The organism is Rugosimonospora africana (assembly GCF_016862975.1).
GTDB classification, from domain to species: Bacteria; Actinomycetota; Actinomycetes; order Mycobacteriales; family Micromonosporaceae; genus Rugosimonospora; species Rugosimonospora africana.
Map to the genome: position 1 here is coordinate 40,378 of NZ_BONZ01000025.1, position 25,031 is coordinate 65,408.

Sequence of the window (25,031 nt, forward strand, 5' to 3'; positions counted from 1 at the left end):
CCCAGCCCAGCCTCAGCCTTCGCCGTCCGGTGCGGTCCCGGGATCCGGGGCCGCACCGTGATTCGGGGCCGCACCGTCCTTGTCGCGCCGGGCGCGGGCGCGGCGCTTGCCCTCGTGCATGGCCTGTACCCGCGCGATCGGGATCGTACGGCCCTGTTCGACCAGCCCGGGATCCAACCGTTGCGGCGGCGGCATCAACTCCGCCCAGGGATCCCCGTCGCCGATCAGCCGGGGCACCGTGCGCAGCGTGAAGTCGCCGGGAGCGGCGCCGTCGAGCGCGTCCCAGGGCAGCGGAAAGGACACCGGCGCACCGGGCCGTACCCGCGGGCTGTACGCCGCCGCCACGGTCGCGCCGCCGGCCCGGGTCGAGTCGAGGAACACCTTGCCACCCCGGTCCTCGCGGATGAACGCCGTCGTGGCGAGCGCCGGGTCCAGCCGCTCGGCGCGTACCGCGATCGCCCGGGTGGCCGCGGCCACCTCCTCGATCGTCGGCGTCTCGTCCAGCGGTACGAACACATGCACGCCCTTGGCGCCGCTGGTCTTCACGACACCGGACATGCCGACCTCGCCCAGCACCTCGCGGACCAGCAGCGCCGCTCGCACGGCGAGGGTGAATCCGCCCTCCGCAGGGGGATCGAGGTCGAGCACGAGGTGGGTGGGGCGGTCCCAGTGGCCAGCGGTCACCAGCGTCGGGTGGTACTCGACGGCCCGCTGGTTGGCGAACCAGAGCAACGTGCGGCGGTCGTCGCACAACGCGTACGACACCTCGCGCCGCGAGGTCTCCGCCCACATCGGTACCGTCGCCACCCACGGCGGCGTGTATTTCGGGACGTTCTTCTGCATGAACGGCGCCTGGCCGCGCAGCACCCGGATGACCGACAGTGGCCGGCCGCGCAGCGCGGGGAGGATGCGGTCGCGGACGGCGTCCAGGTAGTCGACCAGGTCGCGCTTGGTGGCCTCCGCGCCGTCGAACAGCGGCTGGTCGAGGTTGGTCAGCGCAACCCCGTCCCGCTCCTCGCCGCCACGGTCGCTCATCCGCGCCTCCCTTGCCATGCTGGCCCGCCCCATTGTGGACGCTCACCCGTCCGCCGGTCCGGAGGACGGGCCGGTTCCGTCCACCCTCGCCGCATCCACATGTCCCGGTCAACCGGAGCGGGGACCGCGAAGGAAATTCACGCGACGTGCGCCGGGGCGGCCGGCACACTCGCAGGGGTGACCATCCTCCTCCGCGGCATCGTCGGGTCGACCGCCTACGGGCTGGCCGGACCCGCGTCCGATGTCGACCGGCTGGGCGTGTTCGCCGCGCCTACCGAGGATTTTCACGGCCTGCATCCGCCCGTCGGCAAAGCCGCCACCGTCGTGCGCAGCAAGCCGGACCTGACGCTGCACGAGGTGGGCAAGTTCGCTTCGCTCGCGCTGGCCGGCAACCCGACGGTGTCGGAGCTGATGTGGCTGCCGGACGAGCTGTACGAGGTGCGCACTGGACTCGGCGACGAGCTGATCGCCATCCGTACGGCCTTCCTCAGCGCCCCGCGTGTCCGGGACGCGTACTTCGGGTACGCCACCAGCCAACTGCACCGGTTGCTGCGCGCCGGCCCGGTCCCGTCTGAGACCCGCCAACGGTCGGCGAAGCACGGGCGGCACCTGCTTCGCCTGCTGGATCAGGGTTTCGCGCTGTACTCGACCGGGCAGTTGCCGATCCGGTTGGCGGATCCGGAGCGGTACCTGGAGTTCGGAGCGCGGGTGGCCGACGACCCGGAGGCGGCGAGGCCGGTGTTGGCGGCGGCGCAGGCGAGGTTCGACTCGGTGCGGTCGCCGCTGCCCGGCCAGCCCGACGAGGCGACCGTCGAGCGGTGGCTGCTCCGGGTGCGCCGGGCTGAATTGCGCGAACCGTGTGACATCATGCCCCGGTGACCCGGACCGCGCGCGAGGCAACCCGGGCGGGGTGACGCTGGATGGTGGTCGAGGTCCTGGCCGGTGTCGCGGCCGCCGTCCTGGTGTCGTGGCTGGCGCTGGTCGTGAGCCTGGTCATGGTGCGACCGAAGGGGCCGCTGCTGGCCGAGGCGGTGCGCATCCTGCCGGATCTGCTGCGGCTGCTGCGCCGGCTGGCCGGCGACTCCAGCCTTCCGCGCGGCGTGCGGATCCGGTTGGTCCTGCTGATGGTGTACCTGGCCGTACCCATCGATCTGATTCCGGACTTCATTCCGGTCCTCGGGTACGCCGACGACGCCATCATCGCGGCGGCGGTGCTGCGGGCGGTGGTGCGGCGGGCCGGCATCGGCGCGGTACGCCGGCACTGGCCCGGAACGGATGACGGCTTCGCGGCACTGTGCCGCCTGACCGGCCTGAGCGCCGGCAGCCCGAGTGGCGACAGCTGAGAGACCCGAGGCTCAGCGCACCGGGCGGACGGACTCCGAGTGGGTACCGTACGTCCGCCGGTGGTACGCCAGCGGAGCCCCCGGCTCGGCAACCGCGCGCTCGACCACCCCCGGTACCAGGACGTGATCGCCGCCCGCGACGAACGCGTCCACCCGGCAGACGATCCACCCGATGGCGTCGTGCAGCCGGGGCAGCCCGTCCGTCTCGGTCCACGACACGTCGCGGAACTTGTCGCCGCCCCTGCCGGCGAACCGCCGGGCCACGCCGTCCTGGTCGCTCGCGAGGATGTTCACGCCGAAGCGCCGCGTGCGGCGCAGCCCGGCCAGCAGTTTGCTCGATTCACCCAGAGCGACCACGACCATCGGCGGCCGCAGCGACAGCGAGGCGAACGAACTCACCGTCGAGCCGCGCGGCTGCCCGTCCTCGATGCTCGTCACGACCGTGACCGGTGAGCACACCTCGGCCATGACGGCCAGAAAGTCCGATTCACTGGCGGGTGTGGCGTCGCTCATCGTTGTTCGTCCGAACACACTCTGAACATGTCCACACCACTCCGCCACGATCTCGTGCAATGCGCTGAAGGATAGTCCAGCACGGTCGTCGCCATGGTTTGCCGTCAGGCCGCGGTTTGCCGTCAGACCGCCCGGGTGGCTGCTGGCCGGCCGAGTCCGGTCAGCTCCTCCTCGAGCAGGCAGGCCAACCGTTCGTACCGGCCAGGATTCGACTGTGGAGTGATGCTCCGGCTGGGCATCTCGACGGTCATCAGCAGGTAAAGGTGCAGCCGGTAGAGGGCCAGCCGGCGGCGAATACCGTCGTGGAGCACCAGCGGCGGCCGGGTGGCGGCGGCGTACCCGCGCAGGAACGGGTGCTCGGGCTCGTCCTCGATCCGCCGGTACAGCGCGGGCGACACCAGGTCCAGCACCGGATCCCCGAACAGGTACCGCTCGCCGTCCACGAGTCCGGTCATCCGCAGCACGCCGTCGGCGCCGGGCTCGGCCAGCACGTTGCCGTCCCAGCCGTCGAAGTGCAGCAGCGCCGGCCGGTGCACAGCGTCGAGCATGTCGGCGTGCCGGCCCACCAACTCGTGCAGGCGCGCTTGTGTGACCGGCAGCTCCACCGCCCAGTCGGCGGCGTCGGCGAGCAGGTCGTCGAGCATCGCGGTGAACGCGCCGCGCCAGGTCGCCCCGCCGGTGCGGCCGTCGTCGTACCCGAACCGGTCACCGGTCACCGCGTGCACGTCGGCCAGCGCCGCGCCGAAGGCGGCCCGTACTGGTGCGCTGTCGATGTCCGGCCGCTGCCGGGACAGGTCCGGCAGCGACCGCCCGGGCAGCCTCCCGGTGAACAGCCAGTCGCCGTCCAGCACGGCAGGGTCGGCGCCGTAGTGCAGCACCGGCGGCACCGGTACCCGGGGCGCCCGCGCGGCCACCAGCCGGAAGTACCGCGCCTCGGCCGCGATCATCCCCTGCTCGTACCGCAGCAGAGGTACGTCCGGCGGCGGCGCCACCTTCAGCACCGCGCGCCTGCCGTCGTCCAGGTCCACCCACCACACGGCGGCGAACCCGCCGCCGCCCATCGGGCCGCATTCGGCCACCCCGACGCCCGATCCGAAGGACGCGGCGACCAGCCGCGCGACGTCCGACCGGGCGAGTCGACGCTGGGTGGGGCTGGCCCCGCTCACCGGGACGCCTGGCACAGCTGTCCGGCCGAGCCCGGGCAGAGGTAGTAGCTCCTCCCGGGCTGCAGCTCGACCCGGGAATCGATCCGGTACGTGGCTCCACCGCTTCCCGGTACCAGCACGACGACGTACGGCTGGGACAGCCCCCACCCGCCGTCGTACCCGTCGAACACGTCGTTCTCGCCGGCCGTGTACCCGGCGGTGAACGCGTCCCGGACCGCCTGCTGCCGATCGGACGGCAGCGACTGGGTCAGCTGGATGGCCCGTCCTTCCCGGAGCCCGTCGGCGTGACCCGTCGCCGCACCGGCCGTGTAGCCCTGGTGGTAGGCGTGGTCCCGGACGCCGCCGGTGCCGACCGAGGCCCGACCCGCGACGAACAGGCCGGCCGCCACCGCGACGGCCGCCAGTACGGTCGCGATCCTGCCCCAGGTACGCATGCCCATGATCGTCCTCCTCGAAGAGGAATCCAGGCTCTCACGCGGGTCGGGCTTGACACGCACTATTCAACGAATGAATAGTGTCGCCATGTCGATGGGCTACGTCATCCTCGGGCTGCTGTGCGCCGGCCCGTTGCACGGGTACGAGCTCAAGCGCGCGCACGACCAGCGCATGCCCCAGGCCAAGCCGGCCGCCTTCGGGCAGGTCTACGCGAGCCTCGGGCGGCTGGAGCGGGACGGGCTGGTCGAGTCGGCCGGGCACGACCAGGCCGGCGGGCCGGAGCGCACCCCGTTCGGCATCACCGACCGGGGACGCGCGGCCCTGGACGGCTGGCTCGACGAGGTCGAAGCGCCCTCGCCGCACGTCACCAGCGCGTTGCTGACGAAGGTGACGGTCGCGCTGCTCACCGCGGGGGAGCAGCGCGCCCGTGACTACCTCACCGCCCAACGCCGGGCGCACACGGACCGACTCAGGGAGTACACGCGGTTGAAGACAGAGCCAGGCGTCAGGTTCGCCGACCTGATCGCCGCCGACTACGCCATCGCCCACCTCAACGCCGACCTGGTGTGGTTGCAGACCACCCTGGCCCGCGTCGCCGACCTGCGCCGGGAGGTCGGGCAGTGACCGAGATCGTCTACGGCCGGGGAATCGTCAAGTCCTACGGCAAGACCCAGGCGCTGCGCGGCGTCACGATCGGCGTCGCCGAGGGGGAGATCATCGCGGTGACCGGGCCGAGCGGCTGCGGAAAGTCCACGCTGATGCTCTGCCTGGCCGGCATCCTGCGCCCCGACGCCGGCGAGGTCGGATACCGCGACCAGCGCATCGACGGCTGGTCCGAGGCCGCGCGGACCCGGCTGCGCCGCGGCGACTTCGGGGTGCTGTTCCAGTTCGGGCAGTTGGTCGCGGAGATGCCGGCGGCGGAGAACATCGCGCTGCCGCTGCTGCTGAAGGGAGTGCGCCGCCGCGAGGCGCGCACGGCCGCGATGAGCTGGCTGGAACGGCTGGGCATCGCGCACCTCGCCGACGTCCGGCCGGGGGAGATGTCCGGTGGCGAGCAGCAGCGCGCCGCGCTGGCCCGGGCTCTCGTCACCGAGCCGCGGGTGCTGTTCGCCGACGAGCCCACCGGGGCGCTGGACACCCTCGCGGGCGAACAGGTGCTCGGCCACCTGGTCCGGGTCGCCCGCGAGCAGCGGACCACGGTCGTGCTGATCACGCACGACGCGCGGGTGGCCGGGTACGCCGACCGGGAAGTCGTGCTGCGCGACGGGATGCTCGACCCGTCCGGGCTCGGACTCGCGGGTGCGGGAGTGGCCGGATGAGGCCGGGGACGGTGCTGCGGCTGGCTGTGACGGGTACCCGCACCGACGTCACGCGCATCCTGCTGACCGCGTTCGGTGCCGTACTCGCCACGCTCGCCCTGCTGTCCGCGGCCACAGTGCTGTCCATTCCGAACCCTCACCAGACGGTGTCGCCCGAAGTCGTGGCGTACGCGCCGTACACCAACGCGCTGTTGCGCGAGTCGGGGCTGCGGCCGGGGCTCGCGTTCGCCCTGGTCGTCCTGACCATCCCGGCGCTGCTGTTCGTCGGCCAGTGCGCCCGGCTCGGCGCGCCGGCCCGGGACCGGCGGCTGGCCGCCATCCGGCTGGCCGGGGCCACGCCGCGCCAGGGCCTCGTGGTCGCCGCGGCCGAGTCGGGGGTGGCGATGGCACTGGGTACCGTCGTGGGCCTGCTGGTCTACCTGGCCGGCCGCCGGCTGATCGACGCGCCGAACGCGCGGGGGCTGCGGCCGCTGCCCACCGACGTGCTGCCGGACTGGCGCGTGATCGCGGCGCTCGTGATCGGGCTGCCGGTGCTGTCCGCACTGGTCACCGCGGGCCTGCTGCACCGGGTCGTGGTCACCCCGCTGGGCGTGGTGCGCCGGGTGCGCACCGAGTCGCCCCGGCCCCTGCCCGGGCTGCTGATCGTCTTCGGCGTCGTGCTGTTCGCGCTGATCGCCCCGGCCGAGCGGTACGCCGGCCGGCACGAGATCGCGCTGCCGTTCTGGGTGCTGCCCCTGGTGGTGTTCCTCGGTGGGCTGTCCGCGACCATCGGCGTGGTGACCGGGGCCGGCTGGATCTCGTACACGGTCGGCCGGCTGCTGGCCCGGTATGCCCGCCGCCCGGCCGGGCTGATCGCGGCGCGGCGCTTGCAGGCCGACCCCTGGCAGGGCAGCCGCGCGCTGGCGGCGTTGCTGGCCGCCGTACTGCTGGCCGCCGGCACGGCCTGGATCGCCTCGTGGTATCGGACCCAGGCGCGCGACGAAGTACTCAACGACCACCTGCAGCACCTGGCCTTCCACGAGCCGGACAGCGCCTACCAGCCGGACCCGTTCTACGAGCGCGCGGTGCACCTGGCCGGCTACGGCGCGCTGGTCGCCGCGTTGATCGCGGCGGCCGGGCTGGCGGTGGCCGTGGCGAACTCCGTCGTCGAGCGCCGCCGGTCCCTGGCAAGCCTCACCGCGAGCGGGGTGCCCCGCGGCGTGCTCAGCCGCGCGATCGTGTGGCAGACCATGGTGGTCGCGGTGCCGGCGATCGCCGTCGCGATCGCGACCGGGGTGGCGCTGAGCATCGGCTACGCGCAGCCGACCGTGAGGGAAGGGGGATCGACCTATAGCTGCAGCGCGCCACCCGAGAACCCGCACGCGTGCGAGTCCGCCGACCCGGAGAGCCAGGGCGCGACCGTCGTGCGGGTGCCGACCGTCGCGATGCGGGTACCCGTGCCCTGGCGCGACCTGGGCACGATCGGCGTCTGGGGGCTGGGCTCCGCGATGGTCACCGCCGGCCTGGGCCTGGTCTTCCTGCGATCGAGTACGGCGCCGGAGGAGCTGCGTACCACCTGAGGAGTGCCCGCCGGTCACCGCAGCAACGGCGCGACGGCCGTCGACGCGACGGTGACCAGCAGGCCGATGACCAGATAGCCGGCGTAGTCGTTGACCGATCCGGTCTGCACCGACCGGATCCGCCGCACGGCGTCGCTGTCCCGGTACCGCCGCGCCAGCCAGATCAGCGGTACCGCCAGCGCCAGCGTGACCGGCACCAGCGCCACCTCCAGGGGTTCCAGGTACCGGTACGACACCTCCGCCACCGTGATCCGGCCGCCGCCGGACAGCACCGCGTGGGCGTACCCGGGTGCGTCCCGCATGGCCGAGGACGCCGGTTCGACGAGGTTGTCCAGTACCCACTCCGGGAAGATGCCCATGGTCAGGCAGGAGCCGGCGAGCAGCACCAGCGCGGAGATCATGCCGAGGCGCAGCCGTTCGTCCCGGGCGTACGGGTTGCGCTGACGGCGCAGGAACGCCAGCACCACCTTGCCGAGCGCGGCCACCGTGATGGCCTGGGCCAGCACCAGCAGCGCGTACGGCAGCGGTTGCCCGCTGCCCAGCACGGCATCGTGGATGAGACCCAGCGACACGTACCCGTTGAGCGGCGGGATACCGGCGATGGCCGCCGCGCCGACGGTGAACGCGCCGACGAGCCACGGCATGCGCCGCGCGATGCCGCCCATCTCCGACACGTTCGTCGCGCCGGTGGCGTGCACGATCGCCCCGGCGCACAGGAACATCAGCGACTTGAACAGCGCGTGGTTGACCAGGTGGTAGGCGGTGCCGGCCAGGCCCGTCCCGCTCGCCGTGGCCAGCCCGACGGTCAGCACGCCCATCTGTGAGATGGTGTCGTAGGCCAGCAGGCGCTTCAGGTCGTCCTGCAGCAGCGCGAGGACCGCCCCGCCCAGCGCGGACACCAGGCCGAGCACCATGAGCAGCCCGAGCACGTGGGTACCGGCCAGCGGGTACACGGTGAACACCAGCCGGCCGATGGTGGCGATGCCGAAGTTCACCATCAGTCCGGAGAACAGCGCCGAGATCGGCCCGGGCGCCGCCGTGTGCGCGTCCGGCAGCCAACCGTGGAACGGCACCAGACCGGCCTTCGTGCCGAAGCCGGCGATCAGCAGGCCCAGCGCGACCAGGTCGGCGCCGCCGGTGTGCCGGACCAGCGCGTCGTGCAGCTGTCCCAGGTTGAGAGCGCCGTGCTCGGTGTAGAGCAGTGCCGTGGCGATGAAGATGAGGAAGCTGGCCACGTTCGTGAGCACGAGCAGTTTGAAGGCCGCCTCCAGGGCGGGCGGCCGTTCCAGGAAGAACGCGGTCAGGGCGTAGCTGGCCAGTGCCGCGACCTCGAACCACACGAACAGGTTGAACAGGTCGGCGGTCAGTGCGCCACCGACCAGCGCCGCGTCCAGCAACAGGAACAGGCAGGCCGACGCGCCGAGTTCGCGGTTGCCCAGCTGCGCGTTGGTGGACAACAGGAACAGCAGCAGCAGGGCGCCGACCGCCGAGGCGACGAGTGCGAAGGTCAGTCCCCAGGCGTCCACGCCGAAGGTGACGCCGAGCACCTGGCCATCGACCGGCTTCCAGTTGCCCAGGTACTCGGTCAGCACCCGGCCGCCGTAGACCGAGGGCGCGAACGCGACCAGCAGCGCGGCGGAGGCCAACGACGCCAGGACCGACACGGCGGTCAGCACGTGCCGGGACACCCGGATCGCCAGCGGGGCCAGGGCCGCACCGGCCAGCAGGATCGCCACCGGCAGCGGCAGCAGCGAGGAGAGCGTGGTCATCCGCGCATGTCGCGGACGCGGTCGGCGTCCAGCGTCCGGTAGTGCTGGGCGATGCGCACCACCACGGCGAGGAAGACGCCGGTGACCGCGACTCCGATGACGATCGCGGTCAGGCAGAAGTTCTGGAGCACCGGGTCGGCGACGTTGCCGTGCGCCAGCCGCTGCGGGGTCTGCCCGTGCGGCGGGGTCAGCAGCACCGGCGCGGTGGACCCGTTCCGGTACGCCAGCGACAGCAGGAACAGGTACGTCGACGCCTCCATGAGCGACATGCCCATGACTATCTTGAGCAGGTTCCGCCGGGTCAGCACCGTGTAGATGCCCAGGCAAAACAGGGTCACGGCGGCGAGGTAGTTACCGAGAATCACGGCGGCTCCCAGGCGGCCTTCGGCCCTGCCCCTGGCGGCCCTGCCCCTCCGGCTCCCAGTCGTGTCCCATGCCCAGCAGCCCGAACACCGCGAGCACCAGGCCGGTGGAGACCTCGATGAGTTCGGCGACCGAGAACGCCTGCATGACGCCGCCGCTGCGGATCGTCTGCACCGGCCCCAGGGGCAGGAAGTTGGCCGAGAAGGAACCGCTGAACACCAGCCCCAGCACGCCGATGAGCCCGATCGCCAGGGCGCCGGCCATCTCAACCGGTTCGATCACCCCGGGGCGCAGCCACGGCTCCACCCTCCGGTACCCGAGCGACACGTACACCAGCAGCACGACGCCGAGCGCCACCGCGCCGCCGGGGAACCCGCCGCCGGGGGAGTACCCCCAGGCGACCAGGTACAGGCCGGCCATGGCCAGCAGCGGCGCGACGGTGCGTACGGCGGCCCGGACCACGACCGTCATCGCCTCCGCGCGCTCCACGCCGGGCTCGCCCACCGGCTCGTCGTCCGGTGACGGCGCACCCTGCCCGCGGCCCTCCTCGCCGGCCTCCGCCTGCTGCGCCTGCCGCTGGTCGGCGCTTCCGCCCTCAGCCGGGTCGGTCCTGTGCTGCTCGCGTCGGCCGGCCTCCTGCTCGCCGATGAAGCCCCGGCGCGGCTCGCGTGCCCGGGTGATCAGCCCCACCCCGACCACGGCCGCGAGCAGCAGGAACGTCTCCCCGAACGTGTCGAAGCCGCGGGTGCCGTAGACCACCTCGCTCACCGGCTCGGTCGTGCGCCACTCGGGCAGTGCCACGGTCATCGCGCGCCGGGCGATGGCGGGCAGCGGATTGTCCCCCCGAGGCAGAGCCAGCACAGCGACCAGCAGCGTGGCCGCGACACCGGCGGACAGCAGGAGCCCGGGGACCACGCGGCGGCGCGGCTCGTCCTCGAACGGCTCGGGCCTGCCGCTCACCGGTCGCCTCCGGAACCCGCCCGGCCGGCGTCCGCGTCGGCCGCGGCATCGGTGTCGCCCTGCTCGCCGAGTTCCGGCTCGTTGACGACCTCGGTGCGGATCTTCGCGATCGCGATCAGGTACAGCGTCGGAACCGCGATCGACCCGACCACGATCTGCGCGTGCGCGTCGTCGGGGGCGCCCAGCACGACGAACAGCAGCGCCAGCACGGTACCCATCGCGGACAGCGCCATCACCGAGCCGTTGAGGTTGCGGAGCCGGATCACCAGTACCGCGGCGGCCACCACCAGCGCCAGGCATGCGTAGTCGATGGCCCAGAACATCTACCCCTCCCGGTCCGCGGGCTGGCCGCCGCCCGGGTGCGGCGCAGCCGTTGGGCCCGCGGCCCGCGCCGCGGCCTGGTCCACGACCGCGCCGGACCACATCGGGATGCCCACCGAGTACGCCGCCCGGGCCAGCGCGTGCGTCGCCAGCGGGTTCATCACCAGCAGCAGTACGGCGACGATGAGCGCGCGCCCGCCGTAACTGCTCACCGGCCCCTTCGCGATGACGAGTGCCACCAGTACCGGCAGCGCGCCCAGCGTCACCGGTTTGCTGGAGCACTGGATTCGCAGGTACACGTCGGGCATGCGGAGGATGCCCACCGCCCCGCTGGTCGACACCGCGACGCCGACGGCCAGCAGCGCGATCACGAACACGAGTCTCACAACAGCCCCCGTTCCAGGTACCGCGACCAGACGATGGTGGCCAGGTAGCTGAACGACGCCAGCCAGATCGAGACGTCCAGGTAGGTTGCCCGGTCGGCGAATGCGGCGAACAGCAGCACGGCGAGCGTGATCTGGGTGGACAGCGTGTTCAGCGCGACGATCCGGTCGCACACGGTCGGGCCGAGCCCGACCCGGATGAGCAGCAGCGCGCCGATCACGACCTCGGCGAGGCAGGCGACGCCGATCGCCAGGGTCATCGCAGATCCCCGCTCATCGCAGGCCCCCTCCGACTGGTCCGGCCCGGCGCGTCTGGCGCCGAGCCACGACCCGGACCAGTCGCCTCACCGCAGGCCCGCCCACCGCAGGCGATCCTCGATCGGCCCGTTGATCCGGTCCCGGTTGGCACGGGCCTCGGCCGAGTCGATCCACACCCCGTGGTACTGCAACTCGTGCCGGCGCCGGTCGATGTCGACCAGTTGCGAGTCGACGATCACGGAGGTGAACAGGCCGACCGCGGTCAGCGTGCCGTCGCCCGTCACCCGGGTCGGCACGACGATCATCCCGCTGCGCAGCGGGATCCGCGGCGACCAGATGCGCCGGGTCAGCGCGACATTGGCGCGTACCACGCGCACCACGACGACCCCGGCGAGCCGAGCCAGACCCGCCACCCGCCGCGGCCGCAGCAGCGTCCACGGCCCGGCGACCGGCCCCAGCCGCGCGCACACCAACGCGGTCAGCGCGGACAGTACGGCGCCCACGACGATCTGCTCCACGGACAGCGTCCAGCTCAGGATCGTCCAGACCAGGTACGCCCACCAGAACAGCGCCCACCAGCGTGCCAACACCGCAGGTAAGTGCCCCGGGGTCCGCCGGCACAAACCAATCGGGCGCCGCGCGCGATCGGGAGGGTAGCCGCCGTTCAGGCATGTACCGCCACAGTCCGGGTAGGGCAGCGGCGACTGGTCCGGGTCGTCGCGCGGCGTCGTTCGCGCCGAGCCAGACCGGTCGGAAGGCGGGCCGCGTCAGCGGCGGGGCGAAACAGCGGACGAAGCGGAGCGGGTGTTCGGAAATCATGAACGGGCGTCGAGCCGGGAGCGAAGTGCACAGCCCGCGGCCGGGCACGGTGGATGTGGAGTCCGCCACGCTGCGGTACCTGCTCTACGTGCTGCTACCGGCCTGGTTCCTGCCCGGGCTGCTCGACTGGCGGATGCACCGGCGGACCGACATCCAGCACACCTCGGGGACCCGGGAGTCGGTGCTGCACCTGGCGATGATCGCCGAGGTGGGCGCGCCGTTGCTGATGGCGCTGCTGCTGGAGATCAACCCGGCGATGCTGGCGCTGATGGGTGGCGCCGCGCTCACCCACGAGGCGACGGCCATGTGGGACGTGCGGCTGGCCGCGCACAGTGCCCGCGAGGTGCGGCCCAGTGAGCAGAACATCCACAGCTTCCTGGAGTCGATGCCGTTCATCGCCATCGGCGCGGTGGCCTGCCTGCATCCCCGGCAGGTACGCGCGCTGGTGCGTCCGGTCAGCCGGGAGAGCTGGCGGCTGCGCCGCAAGAGCCCACCATTGCCCCGCCGGTACGTGGTCGGCGTACTCAGCGCGGTGGGGTCGCTCGGCGTGCTGCCGTACTTCGAGGAGCTGTACCGGTGCCTGCGGGCTGGACGCGACCGGTGAGGCCGGCAGGCGCGGCCCGCGTGACTCGCCGGCCGCCCCGCGGCCCGGTGGCCCGGGGAAGGTGAGGAGACATGCGGATCGGCTACGGGCTGTCTACCGAGGAGTACCGGCCGGCGGACCTGATCCGGCAGGCCGAACTGGCCCAGGAGGCGGGGTTCGCCTCGCTGTGGGTGGCCGACCACTTCCACCCGTGGACCGGCGAACAGGGCCAGGCGTCTTTCGTCTGGTCGCTGATCGGCGCGCTGGCCCAGGCCACCACGCTGCCCATCATCACCGGGGTGACCTGCCCGATCGTCCGGACACACCCGGTCATCGTGGCGCACGCCGCGGCGACCTGCGCGGTGCTCACCGAGGGCCGGTTCACCCTCGGGGTGGGCACCGGCGAAGCGCTGAACGAACACGTGCTCGGCGACCGGTGGCCCCGCGCGGGGCAGCGGCTGGAGATGCTGGAGGAAGCCATCGGGGTGATGCGCGCCCTGTGGAGCGGCCGGGTGGTCAACCGGCGGGGCACCTACTACACGGTCGAGAACGCCCGCCTCTACACGCTCCCCGAGACGCCCGTGCCGGTGTACGTGTCCGGCCTCGGCCGCCGGTCGGTGGGGCTGGCGGCCCGGGTCGGCGACGGGTATGTCGCCACCCGTCCCGAAGCCGACGGGGTCACCCGGTTCCGCGAGGCCGGCGGCGGGGACAAGCCCGCGGTGGCCGGCGCCAAGGCATGCTGGGCGAAGACCGCGGACGAGGCGCGGGACATCGCGCACCGGCTGTGGGCCAGCGAGAGCCTCACCGGCGAACTCAACCGGCTGCTGCCCACCCCCGAGGACTTCGAGCAGGCGGTCCGGCTGGTCACCCCGGAGATGGTCACGATGCCGTGCGGCCCGGACGCCGGCCCGCACGTGGCCGCGGCCCGGGCGTACCGGGACGCGGGCTTCGACACACTGCACGTCGGCGCGGTCGGGCCGCACTACCGAGAAATGATCAAGTTGTACCGGGATGAGGTCATCCCCGCGCTCGCCGGATGAGCCGGCCGCCCGGGACGCCGGGCCGGCCGGAGCGATCAGAAGCCCAACCGAGGAAGTGAGACCAGTGCCCAACCAGTTCGAACTGGACGTCACGAAGATCCGGGAGAACGCCCGCCGCCAGATGGAGGACGGCCCCGTCACACCGGCCTACGGCGGCGATCCCAACCCGGTCATCGGCATCCTCAACGATGTCCTGGCCACCGAGATCGTGTGCTACCTGCGGTACTCGCAGAACGCCATCACCGCCGCCGGTATCGACCGCGCCCAGGTGGCCGCCGAGTTCCAGGAGCACGCCGCCGAGGAATTGAAGCACGGGCTGAGCGCCGCCGAGCGGATCAACCAGCTCGGCGGGGTGCCCGACTTCGACCCGGCCACGCTCGCCCGCCGGGCGCACACGGAGTACTCCGCGCCGGAGTCCACCGACCTCAACGCGATGCTGCGGGAGAACCTGGTGGCGGAGCGCATCGTCATCGCCTCGTACCAGGAGATCGTGCGGTGGATCGGCGATGCGGACCCGACGACCAGGCGGCTGATGGAGCACATCCTCGAGGAAGAGGAGGACCACGCCGACGACCTGGTCGACCTCCTCGGAATCTGATCCGGAGTCTGATCCGGGCTGGCCCCCGCGCGGGGACGCTCAGCCGAACAGGTCCGGCTGCCGCGCGTCCTGCAGGTCCGCCGTCGTGTGGGTGGGTGCGGGCCGGTGCGCCGGCGGCAGGTGCGAATACAGCCGGTTCCGGTCCGGACCCGGGCGCGAGGTCACCGGGCAGGTCACCATGTGTACCGGCGGTGGCGGCGGCTCGAAACCGCGGGTGCCCCACCGCACCCACAGCGCGATCCGGCCCTCGGCCGCCTCGGCGAGCAGCTTGTCGACGGTACGGCGACGGTCGGTGTGATCGATCTCGATCGCGATCGGCGCACCGGCCGGGCGGGCGCACGCCACGTCGAGGTACGAGTGCCGGTGCTGGTACGGCGGCGGCAGCGGCAGGACGCTCTTCGCCCGCCGGTACACCCGCCAACCCTGCGCCGCCGCCCAGTCCGCCACCGCGTCGGCCAGCAGGGCGGTCACCTGGTCCGTGCCCTGGTCGGAGAAGGTCAGCGCGGCCAGCCAGTCGGCCAGCGAACCGGCCACCGTCTCGCCGTCGTGAGCCTCGTCCATGCCCCGACGGTAGCTGGGCCCGCGCCACGGCGGCGACGGCGGGCCGGCGCGTACCGGCACAATGGCGCCATGAGCGATCCGGACGGCATCGACATCAGGCCCGGCGGCGAGGACGACGTCCCGCGGGTACTCGCCCTGCTCGACGGCGCGACCCGCTGGCTCGTCGCCCGGGGTCGCACCGGCCAGTGGGGCACCGAACCGCACTCCACCAATCCCCGGCGCATCGCCCAGGTGACCGGCATGGCCCACGGCGGCGGCCTGTACCTGGCGTGGTCGGGCACGGCGCCGGTCGGCGCGCTGGCGGTCGGGCAGGCACCGGACTGGATCCCGCCCGCCGATGAGCCCGAGGTGTACGTGAACCTGCTCGTCACCGACCGCTCGTACGAGGGGCGCGGCATCGGCGGCCGGCTGCTCGGGTACGCCCGTCAGCTCGCCGAGCAGCGCAACGTCGGCCTGGTACGGGTGGACTGCTACGGCGGCGACGACCGGGCGCTGGTCCGCTACTACGAGAGTCAGGGGTTCACCGCGACCGACTCGTTCACGGTGCCGCAGCCCAGCGGCCCGTGGCCCGGTCAGGTGCTGGCCCGGCGGGTCTGAGCCCGCGGGCGGTGCCGGTCCTGTCGGTGCTGGTCTTGTCGGTGCCGGTCCTGTCGGAGCTGGTTCTGTCGGTGCCGGGTGCGAGGATGCCGGCATGGATGACGAACGGGGAGACGACCGGGTCACGCTGCGCCGGCCGGAGGCCGCGGCAGCACTCACTCCGCTGGGCTGGCGCTACATTCTGGGCATCGCCACCACCTCGGTGCGGGTCGACTCGATGCGGCAGGCTGTCGAGGTCGCCGCGACCGCGACCGGCACGTGTGCCGACGACGCCGACGGGCATCTCTGGGCCGACGTGCGGCCGGACCGGGTCGTGCTCAACCTCCAGACACTCGCGGTCGCCGGGGTGACCGCACGGGACGCGTGGCTCGCCGGCCGGATCTCCGCCTCGCTCGACGCTGCGGGGCTGGACAACGGACCCGAGGTCGGTGGCGAGGGGCCACGCTCCGTTCAGGTCGTCGAGATCGGGATCGACGCGCTGGACATCGCCGCGATCCGGCCGTTCTGGAAGGCAGTGCTGGGCTACGTCGACGAGGCCGGCGCCGACGGGCCCACCGATCCGCTCATCGACCCGTGCCGGCAGTCCCCGGCGGTCTGGTTCCAGCAGATGGACGCGCCGCGACCGCAGCGCAACCGGATCCACTTCGACATCTCGGTCCCGCACGACGAGGCGCGGCACCGGATCGACGCCGCGCTCGCGGCCGGCGGCACGTTGCGATACGACGCCGAGGCACCCGCGTTCTGGGTGCTCGCCGACCCCGAGGGCAACGAGGCGTGCATCACAACGTGGCAGGGCCGCGACTGAGCGACGTGGCTGAGCCTGACCGCCCGGCTGCCGGCGGCGGGGCGGCACGGTCGCTGTGCCGCCCGGCCGCATGTCATCAGGGCAGGTAGTAGTTCGGGTTGGGCATCTTGAAGGTACGGTCCGCGTGGCCGCCCTCCAGGTCACTGAACTGGTCGCCGAAGTTCGCCACGATGTCGTACCCGAGGGACTCGATGTGCGCCCGAGTCGCCGACTTGTAGTGGATCGTCGTGCACGAGCCGTTCGGGTCGCCGGCACACGCGGTCTTGAGGTAGTCCGGGTAGTCCGCCACGGCGGGCTTGGTGAACAGCCCGTCCTCGCCGTCGCTCAGCGCGGTCGGCTTCGGGAACCCGGCGTCCACCCCGATGTGATCCTCGGTCAGGTTGCCCAGCGTCGCCTCCTTCTGGCTGGTCGGGCGCCCGGTCAGGTAGAAGATGGCGTAGCCCTCCCGTTCGGCGGTGCGCACCAGGTCGACCATGCCGAACACGGCGGGGAACATCTGGTTGTTGACATACGTGGCGTTGGTCGTCGGGTTGTACGCCCAGTTGCTGAAGATCTCGTAGTTCCAGGTCAGCAGGGTGGTGTCGTCAACGTCCAGGACGATGGCCTTGGTGCCGTGGACGTGGTGCCGGTCGGCCAGGAAGTGCTCGCCCTGCGCCTCGACCGACTTCGCCTCCTTGGCGTAGTTGCTGTCGCTGGCGGCGACACCCGTGCCGAGCGGGTCGCCGTAGTAGTTGCGGATCTGCTGGCGCAGCACGTCGATGTTCGTGATCTGGCGCTCCGAGCGCGGCGTCGAGGTCTTGATGGCGGGCTGGGTCGCGGCCGCGTACGCGACGCCGCCGCCGGCCAGGGCCGCGACGGTGAGCGTGGCGAGCGCGATGACGGTGGCGCGCCGCGATGGGCGGCGCCATATGGGTCCGGGCACGATGGGTCTCCCATGAACGGTTTGGAACGGATCTCGTTCAAGAGAACCTAACCACCCGTTTACCGGCCCGCCACCCGATCGTTCCCCTTTCAGCACCCGCAGTCCCAGGTCGGCCGACCGGTCTGGCTCGGCGCGTCTGACGCCGCGCGACGATCCGGACCGGTCGTCGTGAGGGGGTCGGCCGGGTGGGTGACGGTACCGTCGCCGGTCTGAACCGCGAACCCCTCGCGCACCCAGTACTCGTAGCCACCGATCATCTCCTTGACCCGGTACCCGAGCCGGGCGAAGGCCAGCGCGGCCCGGGTGGCGCCGTTGCACCCCGGACCCCAGCAGTACGTGACGACGACCGAGTCGTGGGGGATCAGCTCGGCCGCGTGCTCGGCGATCCGGGCGGTGGGCAGGTGTACGGCACCGGGCAGGTGGCCCTGGTGCCACGCCTCCGGGCTGCGCGAGTCGACCACCACCAACCCGGGCACGCGGGCGTGGAGGTCGGCGTGCACGTCGCTGACATCGGCCTCGAAGGCCAGGCGGGACGCGTAGTGGGCGGCGGCGGTGCCCGGCTGTGCCGGTGCGACGGAGAGTACGGCAGACATGCACCCATCCTGCGGCGGCACGACCCGGCCGTGGCAGTGGCGCTGATGCCGATGTCCGCTAAGTTTGCGCCATGGTCGCCGTACCGTTGGGTCGTGTCGCCGGGCGCCGCGTCACGGTTCTCGCCTACCCCGGGATGTCCGCGTTCGAGCTGGGCATCGTGACGGAAGTCTTTGGGTTGCCCCGGCCGGAACTGGACGTCGCCTGGTACGACCTGGCGATCTGCGCCGAGGGTGCCGAGCCGGTACGGCTTCTCGGCGGCGCGACCCTGTCCACCGCGAACGGCCTGGACGTCTTCTCGTCCGGACACACCGTGATCGTGCCCGGCGTCGGCGACGTGCACGGCGACGTCTCGCCGGAGTTGGTCGGCGCGCTGCGGCACGCACACGGGCGGGGTGCCCGGGTCGTCTCGATCTGCTCCGGCGCGTTCGCGCTCGCTGCCGCCGGGCTGCTCGACGGCCGCCGGGCGGCCACCCACTGGCGGTACGCGGACCTGCTCGCCCGGCGCTACCCGCAGGTCCGGGTCGACGCGGACGTCCTGTACGTCGACGACGGCGACGTGTTGAGCAGCGCCGGCAGCGCGGCCGGGCTCGACCTGTGCGTCCACCTGGTACGGCAGGACCACGGTCCGACCGTCGCCAACGCGGTGGCCCGCCGCCTGGTCATCCCGCCGCACCGGGACGGCGGGCAGGCGCAGTTCATCGAGGCACCGGTGGCCGGTGACATCGACGACGACCGGATCGTGCGGAGCATGGCGTGGGCGATGGCGCACCTCGACCGGCCGATCACGGTCGCCGCCCTGGCCGGCCAGGCCCACATGTCGACGCGCACGTATCTGCGCCACTTCAAGCGGTCCAGCGGCACCAGCCCGGTGCGCTGGCTGATCGGCCAGCGGATCCAGGCCAGCCTGCCGCTGCTGGAGACGACCACCGCGTCGGTCGACGAGATCGCGGCGGCGACCGGCTTCGAGTCCCCGGTCACGTACCGGCACCACTTCGCGCGGGCGATGCGGACCTCACCGTCGGCGTACCGCCGCGCGTTCCGCTCCGCCGGTGCCGCGCAGGGCGGCTGACCCCGGTTTCGGGTGAGCGCCGGCCCGGACGGTTGTGGCACCATGTCCCGACATTGGGGAAGGGAGCCGGATTGAGTCAGCCTGGGTGGTATCCCGATCCGTACGGCGGCGGCCAGCGCTGGTGGGACGGCGCGACCTGGACCCCGCACGTGTACCCGTCACAGGCGCCCCCGTCACAGGCGCTTCCGTCACAGGCTGTCCCGTCACAGGCCGTGGGGCCGGTACTGAACACGATGGTCGACGGCAAGCACCTCTACGCGGACCCGCGGACGGTCTTCTACGACGGCCGGTCGATCCTCCTCGATCAGGCCGAGTGGGTCAGCTACTTCACCAAGACGTCCTACATTCAGGTCGGTCTCGTCAAGTCGGTCAATCAGCGGGAGTTCCACTTCGAGGTCGGCCGGTACCCGCGGATGCGGGCGCCGATGGTCGCGATGGCCTTCGGCAAGTCCACCGGCGCTGAGCACGGCGACTGGCGGTTCCTCGTCGACCTGTCCCGGCGCTGCCTCGAACCGCGGCTCGTCGCCGACCTGGCCGCCAAGGTACGCGCGGGCGGCATGGTCGAGGTCGGGGCCGGTCTGGCCGTGCACCCCGGCGGCATCCAGGGGATGTCGGTGTCGCTGGCCTGGGACGAGGTGGCCGGCACCTCGGCCAAGGACGGCCGGATCTGGATCCACAAGGCCGGCAAGCACAAGCCCGTGCTGTACGTGCCGGAGCAGAACCCGAACGCGGTGTTGATTCCGGCACTCTTCGCGGCTCTCGGCCAACGCGCGATCGTCGCCTGAGCGCCTGAGCGCCTGAGCGCCTGAGCGGCTCGCCGCCGCGCGCCCGCCGAGCCGCCGTGCCGCCGCAGCCGGGTTCCCGCCGAGCACGCGGTTGCCGAGCGCGGGCGCGGCGACACCCGGTCACCGCACCCGACACTCACCCGGCACCGCTCAGCCGATGTCGCGCCGGCGCAACCCGACCAGCCCGAGCACGCCGGCCAGGGCGGCGATCGCGAGCAGCCAGATCAGCGGCTGTACCTCCGGTGTGGCACCCAGCACCCGTGGCACGTGGGCGAACGGCGAGACATCCACCGCCCAGTGATTCAGCCGCAGCAGCGGCCCGAACTCGCCGATCAGGATGGACAGCCCGAGAACGGTCCACGCGCCACCGACCGACAGGCGGGGAATCAGGCCGAACACCGCCACCGCGATCCCGGCCAGTACCCACACCGCGGGCACCTGCACGAGCGCGGCCCCGAGTACGCGGGGCAGTTGGCCGCCCAGGTCGCCGGCCTCGGCGCCGTACGTGACGCCGGCCAGCAGCCCGGCGACCGCGAGCAGCCCCGCGCTGCCCAGCACGGCGAACGCGACGTGGCTGACCGCCCACCCGATCCGGCCCACCCGGGTGGCCAGCAACGGCTCCGCCCGCAGGCCGGTCTCCTCGGAGCGCAGCCGCAGGACCGCCTGTACCGCGTAGACCGCGGCCACCAGCCCGAGCATGCCGAGCACCGTGGACAGGTAGGCGTCGATCACGCCGCCCCGGCCGCCCAGCCGGGTGAGTACGTCCGACACCGTCGCGTTGTCACCGATCAGGCCCTTGATGCCGTTGCCGATGGAGCCGACCACCACGCCGACCACGGCGAACCCGACCGCCCAGCCGAGCAGTGCGCCCCGCTGCAGCCGCCAGGCCAGCGCCATCGGGCTGCGCAGCCGCGCGGCGGCCGACGCCGGGCCGGACCCCGCGGCGACCAGGCCGGCGCCGAGATCCCGCCGGGCCGCCAGCAGGTACCCGGCGCCGACCACCAGCAGCGCGAAGGCCACCGGGAACGCGAGCACCCAGAAGCGCTCCCCGGCGTACGACCGGACTTGCTGGCACCAGCCGATCGGGGACAGCCAGGACAGCCAGGACGCGCCACCCGAACCGGCCGAGTCGCCGCCCGCCCGCAGCAGGTACGACAGTCCGAGGACGGTGCCGGCCAGCCCGTTGGCGGCGCGGGCTCCCTCGGTGACCTGGGCGGCGATCGCGGCGATCGCGGCGAACACCAGCCCGCAGGCCGCGAAGCTCAGACCGGCCGCGATCGAACCGGCGGCCGGGGCGCCGACGCCGATCATGCCGAGCGCGACGAGCGCGGCCACCGCCACGTCGGCGATCGCGGCGGTCAGCAGCGCGGCGGTCAGCGGCGCGTGCCGGCCGACGACGCCCGAGCCGACCAGTTCCAGCCGGCCGGACTCTTCCTCGGCCCGGCTGTGCCGCACCACGATCAGCAGGCTCATCAGCCCGATCAGGACGAACACCAGGCCGCCCGGCTTCCACATGGTCATCCCGCCGGTGGTGTCCAGCGCGTTGGCCGGACCGTAGATCGCCAGGACCGACGAGTCGTTCGCCAGCCCCGCGGCCAGCTGCCGCCGCGATTCGAGGGTCGGGTAGAGCGAGTCGACGCTGGACGCCGACGCGACCATGACCAGGGTGAGGCCGGCGACCCAGACCGGGATCAGGATCCGGTCCCGGCGCAGCGCCAGCCGGGTCAGCGTGCCGGTGCCGGCGAGCGCGCTCACCGGGTCGCCGCCGAGGAGCGGGTACCGGTCGGGGAGTCGGCTGCCGCCGGGGGCTGGGTTCCGGTCGCGGAGCCGCGCTCCGCCGGGGTGCCGGCCGGCCGGGCGTCGTCCGCGTCTCGCTCGTAGTGCCGAAGGAACAGCTCCTCCAGCGTGGGTGGCTGGCTGACCAGGCTGCGTATCCCGGCCCGGGTGAGCACCACCAGCGCGTCCGACAGGTGGGTGGTGTCCACCTCCAGGCGTACCCGGTCGCCCTGGATGTCCAGGCCGTGCACCCCGGGTACGTCGGCCAGGCCGGTCGGCGGCCCGGCGAGCTCGGCCGATACCGACGTCCGGGTGAGGTGGCGCAGTTCGGCGAGCGTGCCGGTCTCCACGGTGCGGCCGTTGCGCACGATGCTGACCCGGTCGCACAGCGCCTCGACCTCGGCCAGGATGTGGCTGGAGAGCAGCACGGTGCGGCCGTCCCGCCGCTCCTCGCTGATGCAGTCCCGGAACACGGCCTCCATCAGCGGATCCAGGCCGGACGTCGGCTCGTCGAGGATCAGCAGTTCGACGTCGGAGGCGAGCGCGGCGACGAGCGCCACCTTCTGCCGGTTGCCCTTCGAGTAGCTGCGCCCCTTCTTCGTCGGGTCGAGGTCGAAGCGCTCCAGCAGGGCCGTCCTCCGCTTCGGGTCGATGCCTCCGCGCAGCCTGCCGAGCAGGTCGATGACTTCGCCGCCGGAGAGATTCGGCCAGAGCATGACATCGCCGGGCACGTACGCGAGCCGGTGGTGCAGCGCGGCGGCGTCACGCCACGGGTCACCGCCGAGCAGCCGGGCCGTGCCGCCCTCCGCGCGCAGCAGGCCCAGCAGGACGCGGATCGTCGTCGATTTCCCGGCGCCATTGGGGCCGAGGAAGCCGTGCACCTCGCCGGTGCGGACGGTCAGGTCCAGCCCGTCCAGGGCGCGGGTGCGACCGAACGATTTGACCAGTTTCGAGACTTCGATAGCGGTCGTCATGGCCGCCAAGCTACGCTTGATTCACAAATTCGTGAAGATTCTGAAGCATATAGAATGTGCCAAGAAACGCACCGGACGCGAGGCGACGAACCGACATCTCGATCAGTCCGGCTCGGCGCGTCTGACGCCGCGCGACGACCAGACCGGTCGTCGGAGTCGACCCGAAGGAGACGACGCTCATGCCTGTCCCGCCCGAGCCGGCACGCAACGGCGCGGCGCCGCACGACGCCGCCGCGGCGCGGGATCCGCAGGCTGTGCTCGCGTTCATCGAGCGGTTCGCCTCGGCGTTGGCCGACGCCGGGATGCCACGGATGCCCGCGCGGGTGTTCACCGGGCTGCTCGCCAGCGACCCCGGCCGGCTCGGCGCGGCGGAGCTGGCCGCGCTGCTCCAGGTGAGTCCGGCCGCCATCTCCGGCGCGGTGCGTTACCTGGCGCAGGTCAACCTGGTCAGCCGGGAGCGGGACCCGGCCGTCCGCCGGGACGTGTACCGGGTCCGCGACGACGTCTGGTACGAGGCGATCCTGTCCCGGGACCCGCTCCTCGACCGCTGGGACCACACCCTCCGGGAGGGCATCGAGGTGCTGGGCCCGGACACGCCGGCCGGCTACCGGCTGGCCGACACCGTGGCATTCTTCGAGTTCATGAGGGTGGAACTGCCCGCGCTGCTGGAGCGGTGGCGGGCATTCCGGCAGACCCGCCCGGCGACGCCGCCCGGATAGGACGGGTTTCGAGCACCGATGTCGAGGACGGTCCGTCCGCTCCGACTTCAGGGATGAGAGCGCCGATGGGCGCGACGGACTGGAGGGAATGTCCGAGATGAAGTACTTGATGCTGACGTACGGCAACCAGGAGAAGTGGAGCTCCCTGCCGGCCGAGTCGTGGCCGGAGGCGATCGCGAAGCAGGAGGCGTTCAACGCCAAGTATCGCGGCACCGGGGAGTTGCTGGGCGCGTACGGCCTGGCCGACGCGGTCAACTCCCGGCTGATCCGGCGCTCCGAGGGGGTACCGGTGGTGAGCGACGGCCCGTACCTGGAGACCAAGGAGTACCTCGCCTCCTTCTACCTGCTCGACTGCGAGAGCGAGGAGCGGGCGCAGCAGATCGCGGCGGACATGCCCTGGGCCGACGTCGAGCCCGTCGAACTGTGGCCGATCCTGCACGAATCCTCAACCGAGGCGTGAGGAAACCGTGAACCCGTCCGCCGACCGGCACGTCGAGGATCTACTCCGCGAACTCGCGCCGCAGGTCCTCGGCGCGCTGGTCCGGCGGTACGGGCGATTCGACTCGTGCGAGGACGCCGTCCAGGAGGCCATGCTCCAGGCGACGTTGCAGTGGCCGGCAGAGCGACTGCCGGACAACCCGAGAGGCTGGCTCGTCACGGTCGCGTCCCGGCGGCTGCTGGACCAACTGCGCAGCGAACAGTCGCGCCAACGACGCGAGTACCAGTTGGCCGTGGCCACCCCGCACGCGGAGTTGCTGGGTCGCGCCGCGGACACGGACGCCCACACCGACCGGGACGACTCGCTGGCCCTGCTGTTCATGTGCTGCCACCCGGCCCTGTCCGAGCCGAGCCAGACCGCGTTGACGCTCCGCGCGGTCGGCGGCCTGACCACCGCGCAGATCGCCGCGGCATTCCTGGTGCCCGAGGCGACCATGGCACAGCGCATCAGCCGGGCCAAGCAGAGCATCCGGGCCAGCGGGGTGCCGTTCGCGGCGCCGGACGGGGCCGAGGGTGCCGAGCGGCTGCGCTCGGTGCTGCACGTGCTGTACCTCATTTTCAACGAGGGGTACACGACGACCGCCGGCCCGGACCTGACCGCGCCGGGGCTGTCCGACGAGGCGATCCGGCTGACCCGCTGGCTGCGCCGGCTGCTGCCGGACGACACCGAGGTGGCCGGCCTGCTCGCCCTGATGCTGCTCACCGATGCGCGGAGGGCGGCGCGTACCCGGCCGGACGGCAGCCTGGTCCCGCTCGCCGAACAGGACCGCGGCACCTGGGACCGGCAGCGCATCGCCGAGGGGGTCGCGCTGATCACCGAGGCGCTGCCCAACGGTCCGGTCGGCCCGTACCAGTTGCAGGCGGCGATCGCCGCGATCCACGACGAGGCGCCGCACCTGGACGACACGGACTGGCCGCAGATCCTGGCGCTGTACGAACTGCTGGAGACCGTCGCGCCCAACCCGATGGTGACGCTCAACCGGGCGGTAGCCGTCGCGATGGTACGCGGACCCGCCGCCGCCCTGGAGCTGATCGCCGCCCTGGAGGAGGACGGTCGGATGGCCCGCCACCACCGGCTGCTCGCGACCCGGGCGCACCTGCTCGAGTTGGCCGGCGACCCGGCCGCGGCGGCTGACGAGTACCGGGAGGCGGCGCGGCGCACCACCAGCCTGCCCGAGCGGCGCTACCTGACCGAGCGCGCGGCCCGGCTCGCCGGGGGATAGCGCTCGTGCCGCGCGCCGCCCCGCCGCACGCCGCCCCGACGCGC

31 protein-coding genes are annotated in these 25,031 nt (G+C 72.6%); 15 read left to right on the forward strand and 16 right to left on the reverse strand.

All coding sequences use genetic code 11. From position 1 onward, the window contains the following. Nucleotides 1–12: 12 nt before the first annotated feature. Nucleotides 13–1,035 carry a non-homologous end-joining DNA ligase gene (gene ligD / locus Raf01_RS13165; protein WP_203918124.1) on the reverse strand — a complete coding sequence of 341 codons (1,023 nt, stop codon included), beginning with the start codon at nt 1,033–1,035 and terminating at the stop codon, nt 13–15. 177 nt (nt 1,036–1,212) lie between these two features. On the opposite strand from ligD, the gene Raf01_RS13170 reads away from it, so the two are divergent. Beyond that, on the forward strand, nt 1,213–1,914 hold the full coding sequence (locus Raf01_RS13170) for a nucleotidyltransferase domain-containing protein (RefSeq protein ID WP_203918125.1): 702 nt from the start codon (nt 1,213–1,215) through the stop codon (nt 1,912–1,914). A gap of 41 nt (nt 1,915–1,955) precedes the next feature. Further along, on the forward strand, nt 1,956–2,378 hold the full coding sequence (locus tag Raf01_RS13175) for a YkvA family protein (protein WP_203918126.1): 423 nt from the start codon (nt 1,956–1,958) through the stop codon (nt 2,376–2,378). A gap of 12 nt (nt 2,379–2,390) precedes the next feature. Here the strand turns inward: Raf01_RS13175 and Raf01_RS13180 are convergent, their stop codons facing one another. The 3 genes from Raf01_RS13180 to Raf01_RS13190 all read right to left on the reverse strand — a co-directional run bounded on the left by Raf01_RS13180 (nt 2,391) and on the right by Raf01_RS13190 (nt 4,497). Then, nucleotides 2,391–2,891: a flavin reductase family protein gene (locus Raf01_RS13180; protein WP_203918127.1), complete on the reverse strand. Its 501-nt coding sequence runs from the start codon at nt 2,889–2,891 to the stop codon at nt 2,391–2,393. A gap of 122 nt (nt 2,892–3,013) precedes the next feature. Next, complete coding sequence (locus tag Raf01_RS13185) at nt 3,014–4,057, reverse strand: phosphotransferase family protein (protein WP_203918128.1); 1,044 nt, start codon at nt 4,055–4,057, stop codon at nt 3,014–3,016. Next, complete coding sequence (locus Raf01_RS13190; protein ID WP_203918129.1) at nt 4,054–4,497, reverse strand: hypothetical protein; 444 nt, start codon at nt 4,495–4,497, stop codon at nt 4,054–4,056. The genes Raf01_RS13185 and Raf01_RS13190 overlap by 4 nt, the downstream gene beginning before the upstream one ends. 82 nt (nt 4,498–4,579) lie before the next feature. Between Raf01_RS13190 and Raf01_RS13195 the strand changes: the two genes are divergently transcribed. Genes Raf01_RS13195 through Raf01_RS13205 form a run of 3 tightly spaced genes read left to right on the forward strand, consistent with a single transcriptional unit; the run spans nt 4,580 to nt 7,370 of the window. After that, on the forward strand, nt 4,580–5,116 hold the full coding sequence (locus Raf01_RS13195) for a PadR family transcriptional regulator (RefSeq protein WP_203918159.1): 537 nt from the start codon (nt 4,580–4,582) through the stop codon (nt 5,114–5,116). After that, entirely contained in the window at nt 5,113–5,811 is a 699-nt protein-coding gene (locus Raf01_RS13200; RefSeq protein WP_203918130.1) for an ABC transporter ATP-binding protein, read from the forward strand. The genes Raf01_RS13195 and Raf01_RS13200 overlap by 4 nt, the downstream gene beginning before the upstream one ends. Beyond that, the gene (locus Raf01_RS13205; protein ID WP_203918131.1) at nt 5,808–7,370 is read left to right on the forward strand and encodes an FtsX-like permease family protein; all 1,563 of its coding nucleotides are present in this window, start codon (nt 5,808–5,810) and stop codon (nt 7,368–7,370) included. Before Raf01_RS13200 ends, Raf01_RS13205 begins: the two co-directional genes overlap by 4 nt. Before the next feature lie 14 nt (nt 7,371–7,384). On the opposite strand, the gene Raf01_RS13210 is transcribed toward Raf01_RS13205, so the two are convergent. From Raf01_RS13210 to Raf01_RS13240, 7 genes are all read right to left on the reverse strand, one after another. Further along, the gene (locus tag Raf01_RS13210) at nt 7,385–9,139 is read right to left on the reverse strand and encodes a complex I subunit 5 family protein (protein WP_203918132.1); all 1,755 of its coding nucleotides are present in this window, start codon (nt 9,137–9,139) and stop codon (nt 7,385–7,387) included. Beyond that, nucleotides 9,136–9,504 (reverse strand): sodium:proton antiporter, encoded by a 369-nt coding sequence (locus Raf01_RS13215; protein WP_203918133.1) that lies wholly within the window; start codon nt 9,502–9,504, stop codon nt 9,136–9,138. The genes Raf01_RS13210 and Raf01_RS13215 overlap by 4 nt, the downstream gene beginning before the upstream one ends. After that, nucleotides 9,491–10,462, reverse strand: a complete 972-nt coding sequence (locus tag Raf01_RS13220; protein ID WP_203918134.1) for an MnhB domain-containing protein — start codon at nt 10,460–10,462, stop codon at nt 9,491–9,493. Before Raf01_RS13220 ends, Raf01_RS13215 begins: the two co-directional genes overlap by 14 nt. Further along, nucleotides 10,459–10,785 (reverse strand): Na(+)/H(+) antiporter subunit B, encoded by a 327-nt coding sequence (locus tag Raf01_RS13225; protein WP_203918135.1) that lies wholly within the window; start codon nt 10,783–10,785, stop codon nt 10,459–10,461. Before Raf01_RS13225 ends, Raf01_RS13220 begins: the two co-directional genes overlap by 4 nt. Further along, nucleotides 10,786–11,169, reverse strand: coding sequence for a monovalent cation/H(+) antiporter subunit G (gene mnhG, locus Raf01_RS13230; RefSeq protein ID WP_203918136.1), 384 nt, complete (start codon nt 11,167–11,169; stop codon nt 10,786–10,788). Continuing rightward, nucleotides 11,166–11,426 (reverse strand): MrpF/PhaF family protein, encoded by a 261-nt coding sequence (locus Raf01_RS13235; RefSeq protein ID WP_203918137.1) that lies wholly within the window; start codon nt 11,424–11,426, stop codon nt 11,166–11,168. Before Raf01_RS13235 ends, mnhG begins: the two co-directional genes overlap by 4 nt. Before the next feature lie 84 nt (nt 11,427–11,510). Continuing rightward, nucleotides 11,511–12,011 carry a Na+/H+ antiporter subunit E gene (locus Raf01_RS13240; protein ID WP_203918138.1) on the reverse strand — a complete coding sequence of 167 codons (501 nt, stop codon included), beginning with the start codon at nt 12,009–12,011 and terminating at the stop codon, nt 11,511–11,513. A gap of 257 nt (nt 12,012–12,268) precedes the next feature. Here Raf01_RS13240 and Raf01_RS13245 point away from each other — a divergent pair, with 257 nt between their 5' ends. The 3 genes from Raf01_RS13245 to Raf01_RS13255 all read left to right on the forward strand — a co-directional run bounded on the left by Raf01_RS13245 (nt 12,269) and on the right by Raf01_RS13255 (nt 14,464). Then, complete coding sequence (locus Raf01_RS13245; RefSeq protein ID WP_203918139.1) at nt 12,269–12,847, forward strand: hypothetical protein; 579 nt, start codon at nt 12,269–12,271, stop codon at nt 12,845–12,847. A gap of 71 nt (nt 12,848–12,918) precedes the next feature. Next, nucleotides 12,919–13,866 carry a TIGR03557 family F420-dependent LLM class oxidoreductase gene (locus tag Raf01_RS13250; protein ID WP_203918140.1) on the forward strand — a complete coding sequence of 316 codons (948 nt, stop codon included), beginning with the start codon at nt 12,919–12,921 and terminating at the stop codon, nt 13,864–13,866. Between the two features lie 64 nt (nt 13,867–13,930). Continuing rightward, nucleotides 13,931–14,464, forward strand: coding sequence for a ferritin-like domain-containing protein (locus tag Raf01_RS13255; protein ID WP_239133576.1), 534 nt, complete (start codon nt 13,931–13,933; stop codon nt 14,462–14,464). A gap of 39 nt (nt 14,465–14,503) precedes the next feature. Here the strand turns inward: Raf01_RS13255 and Raf01_RS13260 are convergent, their stop codons facing one another. Beyond that, nucleotides 14,504–15,025 carry a hypothetical protein gene (locus Raf01_RS13260; protein ID WP_239133577.1) on the reverse strand — a complete coding sequence of 174 codons (522 nt, stop codon included), beginning with the start codon at nt 15,023–15,025 and terminating at the stop codon, nt 14,504–14,506. 69 nt (nt 15,026–15,094) lie between these two features. Between Raf01_RS13260 and Raf01_RS13265 the strand changes: the two genes are divergently transcribed. Both Raf01_RS13265 and Raf01_RS13270 read left to right on the forward strand, forming a co-directional pair. Beyond that, nucleotides 15,095–15,622, forward strand: coding sequence for a GNAT family N-acetyltransferase (locus Raf01_RS13265; protein ID WP_203918142.1), 528 nt, complete (start codon nt 15,095–15,097; stop codon nt 15,620–15,622). A 94-nt stretch (nt 15,623–15,716) separates the two neighbouring features. Beyond that, entirely contained in the window at nt 15,717–16,427 is a 711-nt protein-coding gene (locus tag Raf01_RS13270) for a 4a-hydroxytetrahydrobiopterin dehydratase family protein (RefSeq protein WP_203918143.1), read from the forward strand. A gap of 76 nt (nt 16,428–16,503) precedes the next feature. Here Raf01_RS13270 and Raf01_RS13275 read toward each other — a convergent pair whose 3' ends face one another. Beyond that, a complete protein-coding gene (locus Raf01_RS13275) occupies nt 16,504–17,349 on the reverse strand; it encodes an HAD family acid phosphatase (protein WP_239133578.1) in 846 nt (281 codons plus the stop codon). Nucleotides 17,350–17,438: 89 nt separating this feature from the next. Further along, nucleotides 17,439–17,942 (reverse strand): rhodanese-like domain-containing protein, encoded by a 504-nt coding sequence (locus Raf01_RS13280; protein ID WP_203918144.1) that lies wholly within the window; start codon nt 17,940–17,942, stop codon nt 17,439–17,441. Nucleotides 17,943–18,013: 71 nt separating this feature from the next. On the opposite strand from Raf01_RS13280, the gene Raf01_RS13285 reads away from it, so the two are divergent. Together Raf01_RS13285 and Raf01_RS13290 are read left to right on the forward strand one after the other, a co-directional pair. After that, a complete protein-coding gene (locus Raf01_RS13285) occupies nt 18,014–19,012 on the forward strand; it encodes a helix-turn-helix domain-containing protein (RefSeq protein WP_203918145.1) in 999 nt (332 codons plus the stop codon). Nucleotides 19,013–19,083: 71 nt separating this feature from the next. Then, nucleotides 19,084–19,797, forward strand: coding sequence for a DUF2510 domain-containing protein (locus Raf01_RS13290; RefSeq protein WP_203918146.1), 714 nt, complete (start codon nt 19,084–19,086; stop codon nt 19,795–19,797). 150 nt (nt 19,798–19,947) lie between these two features. Here Raf01_RS13290 and Raf01_RS13295 read toward each other — a convergent pair whose 3' ends face one another. Together Raf01_RS13295 and Raf01_RS13300 are read right to left on the reverse strand one after the other, a co-directional pair. After that, nucleotides 19,948–21,552 carry an ABC transporter permease gene (locus Raf01_RS13295; RefSeq protein WP_203918147.1) on the reverse strand — a complete coding sequence of 535 codons (1,605 nt, stop codon included), beginning with the start codon at nt 21,550–21,552 and terminating at the stop codon, nt 19,948–19,950. Next, nucleotides 21,549–22,547, reverse strand: a complete 999-nt coding sequence (locus Raf01_RS13300; RefSeq protein ID WP_203918148.1) for an ABC transporter ATP-binding protein — start codon at nt 22,545–22,547, stop codon at nt 21,549–21,551. The genes Raf01_RS13295 and Raf01_RS13300 overlap by 4 nt, the downstream gene beginning before the upstream one ends. A 179-nt stretch (nt 22,548–22,726) precedes the next feature. Here Raf01_RS13300 and Raf01_RS50515 point away from each other — a divergent pair, with 179 nt between their 5' ends. The 3 genes from Raf01_RS50515 (at nt 22,727) to Raf01_RS13315 (ending at nt 24,987) form a co-directional block, all read left to right on the forward strand. Beyond that, nucleotides 22,727–23,266, forward strand: a complete 540-nt coding sequence (locus tag Raf01_RS50515) for a GbsR/MarR family transcriptional regulator (protein WP_203918149.1) — start codon at nt 22,727–22,729, stop codon at nt 23,264–23,266. Between the two features lie 97 nt (nt 23,267–23,363). Beyond that, the gene (locus Raf01_RS13310; protein WP_203918150.1) at nt 23,364–23,726 is read left to right on the forward strand and encodes a YciI family protein; all 363 of its coding nucleotides are present in this window, start codon (nt 23,364–23,366) and stop codon (nt 23,724–23,726) included. A gap of 7 nt (nt 23,727–23,733) precedes the next feature. Further along, on the forward strand, nt 23,734–24,987 hold the full coding sequence (locus Raf01_RS13315; protein ID WP_203918151.1) for an RNA polymerase sigma factor: 1,254 nt from the start codon (nt 23,734–23,736) through the stop codon (nt 24,985–24,987). Nucleotides 24,988–25,031: the final 44 nt, after the last annotated feature.

What these genes read in the sequence shown, in the direction of transcription:
- ligD (WP_203918124.1), bottom strand. Translation starts at nt 1,035, where the DNA reads ATGAGCGACCGTGGCGGCGAGGAGCGGGACGGGGTTGCGCTGACCAAC.
- Raf01_RS13175 (WP_203918126.1), top strand. Translation starts at nt 1,956, where the DNA reads ATGGTGGTCGAGGTCCTGGCCGGTGTCGCGGCCGCCGTCCTGGTGTCG.
- Raf01_RS13180 (WP_203918127.1), bottom strand. Translation starts at nt 2,891, where the DNA reads ATGAGCGACGCCACACCCGCCAGTGAATCGGACTTTCTGGCCGTCATG.
- Raf01_RS13190 (WP_203918129.1), bottom strand. Translation starts at nt 4,497, where the DNA reads ATGGGCATGCGTACCTGGGGCAGGATCGCGACCGTACTGGCGGCCGTC.
- Raf01_RS13195 (WP_203918159.1), top strand. Translation starts at nt 4,580, where the DNA reads ATGTCGATGGGCTACGTCATCCTCGGGCTGCTGTGCGCCGGCCCGTTG.
- Raf01_RS13205 (WP_203918131.1), top strand. Translation starts at nt 5,808, where the DNA reads ATGAGGCCGGGGACGGTGCTGCGGCTGGCTGTGACGGGTACCCGCACC.
- Raf01_RS13210 (WP_203918132.1), bottom strand. Translation starts at nt 9,139, where the DNA reads ATGACCACGCTCTCCTCGCTGCTGCCGCTGCCGGTGGCGATCCTGCTG.
- Raf01_RS13225 (WP_203918135.1), bottom strand. Translation starts at nt 10,785, where the DNA reads ATGTTCTGGGCCATCGACTACGCATGCCTGGCGCTGGTGGTGGCCGCC.
- Raf01_RS13235 (WP_203918137.1), bottom strand. Translation starts at nt 11,426, where the DNA reads ATGACCCTGGCGATCGGCGTCGCCTGCCTCGCCGAGGTCGTGATCGGC.
- Raf01_RS13250 (WP_203918140.1), top strand. Translation starts at nt 12,919, where the DNA reads ATGCGGATCGGCTACGGGCTGTCTACCGAGGAGTACCGGCCGGCGGAC.
- Raf01_RS13260 (WP_239133577.1), bottom strand. Translation starts at nt 15,025, where the DNA reads ATGGACGAGGCTCACGACGGCGAGACGGTGGCCGGTTCGCTGGCCGAC.
- Raf01_RS13265 (WP_203918142.1), top strand. Translation starts at nt 15,095, where the DNA reads ATGAGCGATCCGGACGGCATCGACATCAGGCCCGGCGGCGAGGACGAC.
- Raf01_RS13270 (WP_203918143.1), top strand. Translation starts at nt 15,717, where the DNA reads ATGGATGACGAACGGGGAGACGACCGGGTCACGCTGCGCCGGCCGGAG.
- Raf01_RS13280 (WP_203918144.1), bottom strand. Translation starts at nt 17,942, where the DNA reads ATGTCTGCCGTACTCTCCGTCGCACCGGCACAGCCGGGCACCGCCGCC.
- Raf01_RS13285 (WP_203918145.1), top strand. Translation starts at nt 18,014, where the DNA reads ATGGTCGCCGTACCGTTGGGTCGTGTCGCCGGGCGCCGCGTCACGGTT.
- Raf01_RS13300 (WP_203918148.1), bottom strand. Translation starts at nt 22,547, where the DNA reads ATGACGACCGCTATCGAAGTCTCGAAACTGGTCAAATCGTTCGGTCGC.
- Raf01_RS50515 (WP_203918149.1), top strand. Translation starts at nt 22,727, where the DNA reads ATGCCTGTCCCGCCCGAGCCGGCACGCAACGGCGCGGCGCCGCACGAC.
- Raf01_RS13310 (WP_203918150.1), top strand. Translation starts at nt 23,364, where the DNA reads ATGAAGTACTTGATGCTGACGTACGGCAACCAGGAGAAGTGGAGCTCC.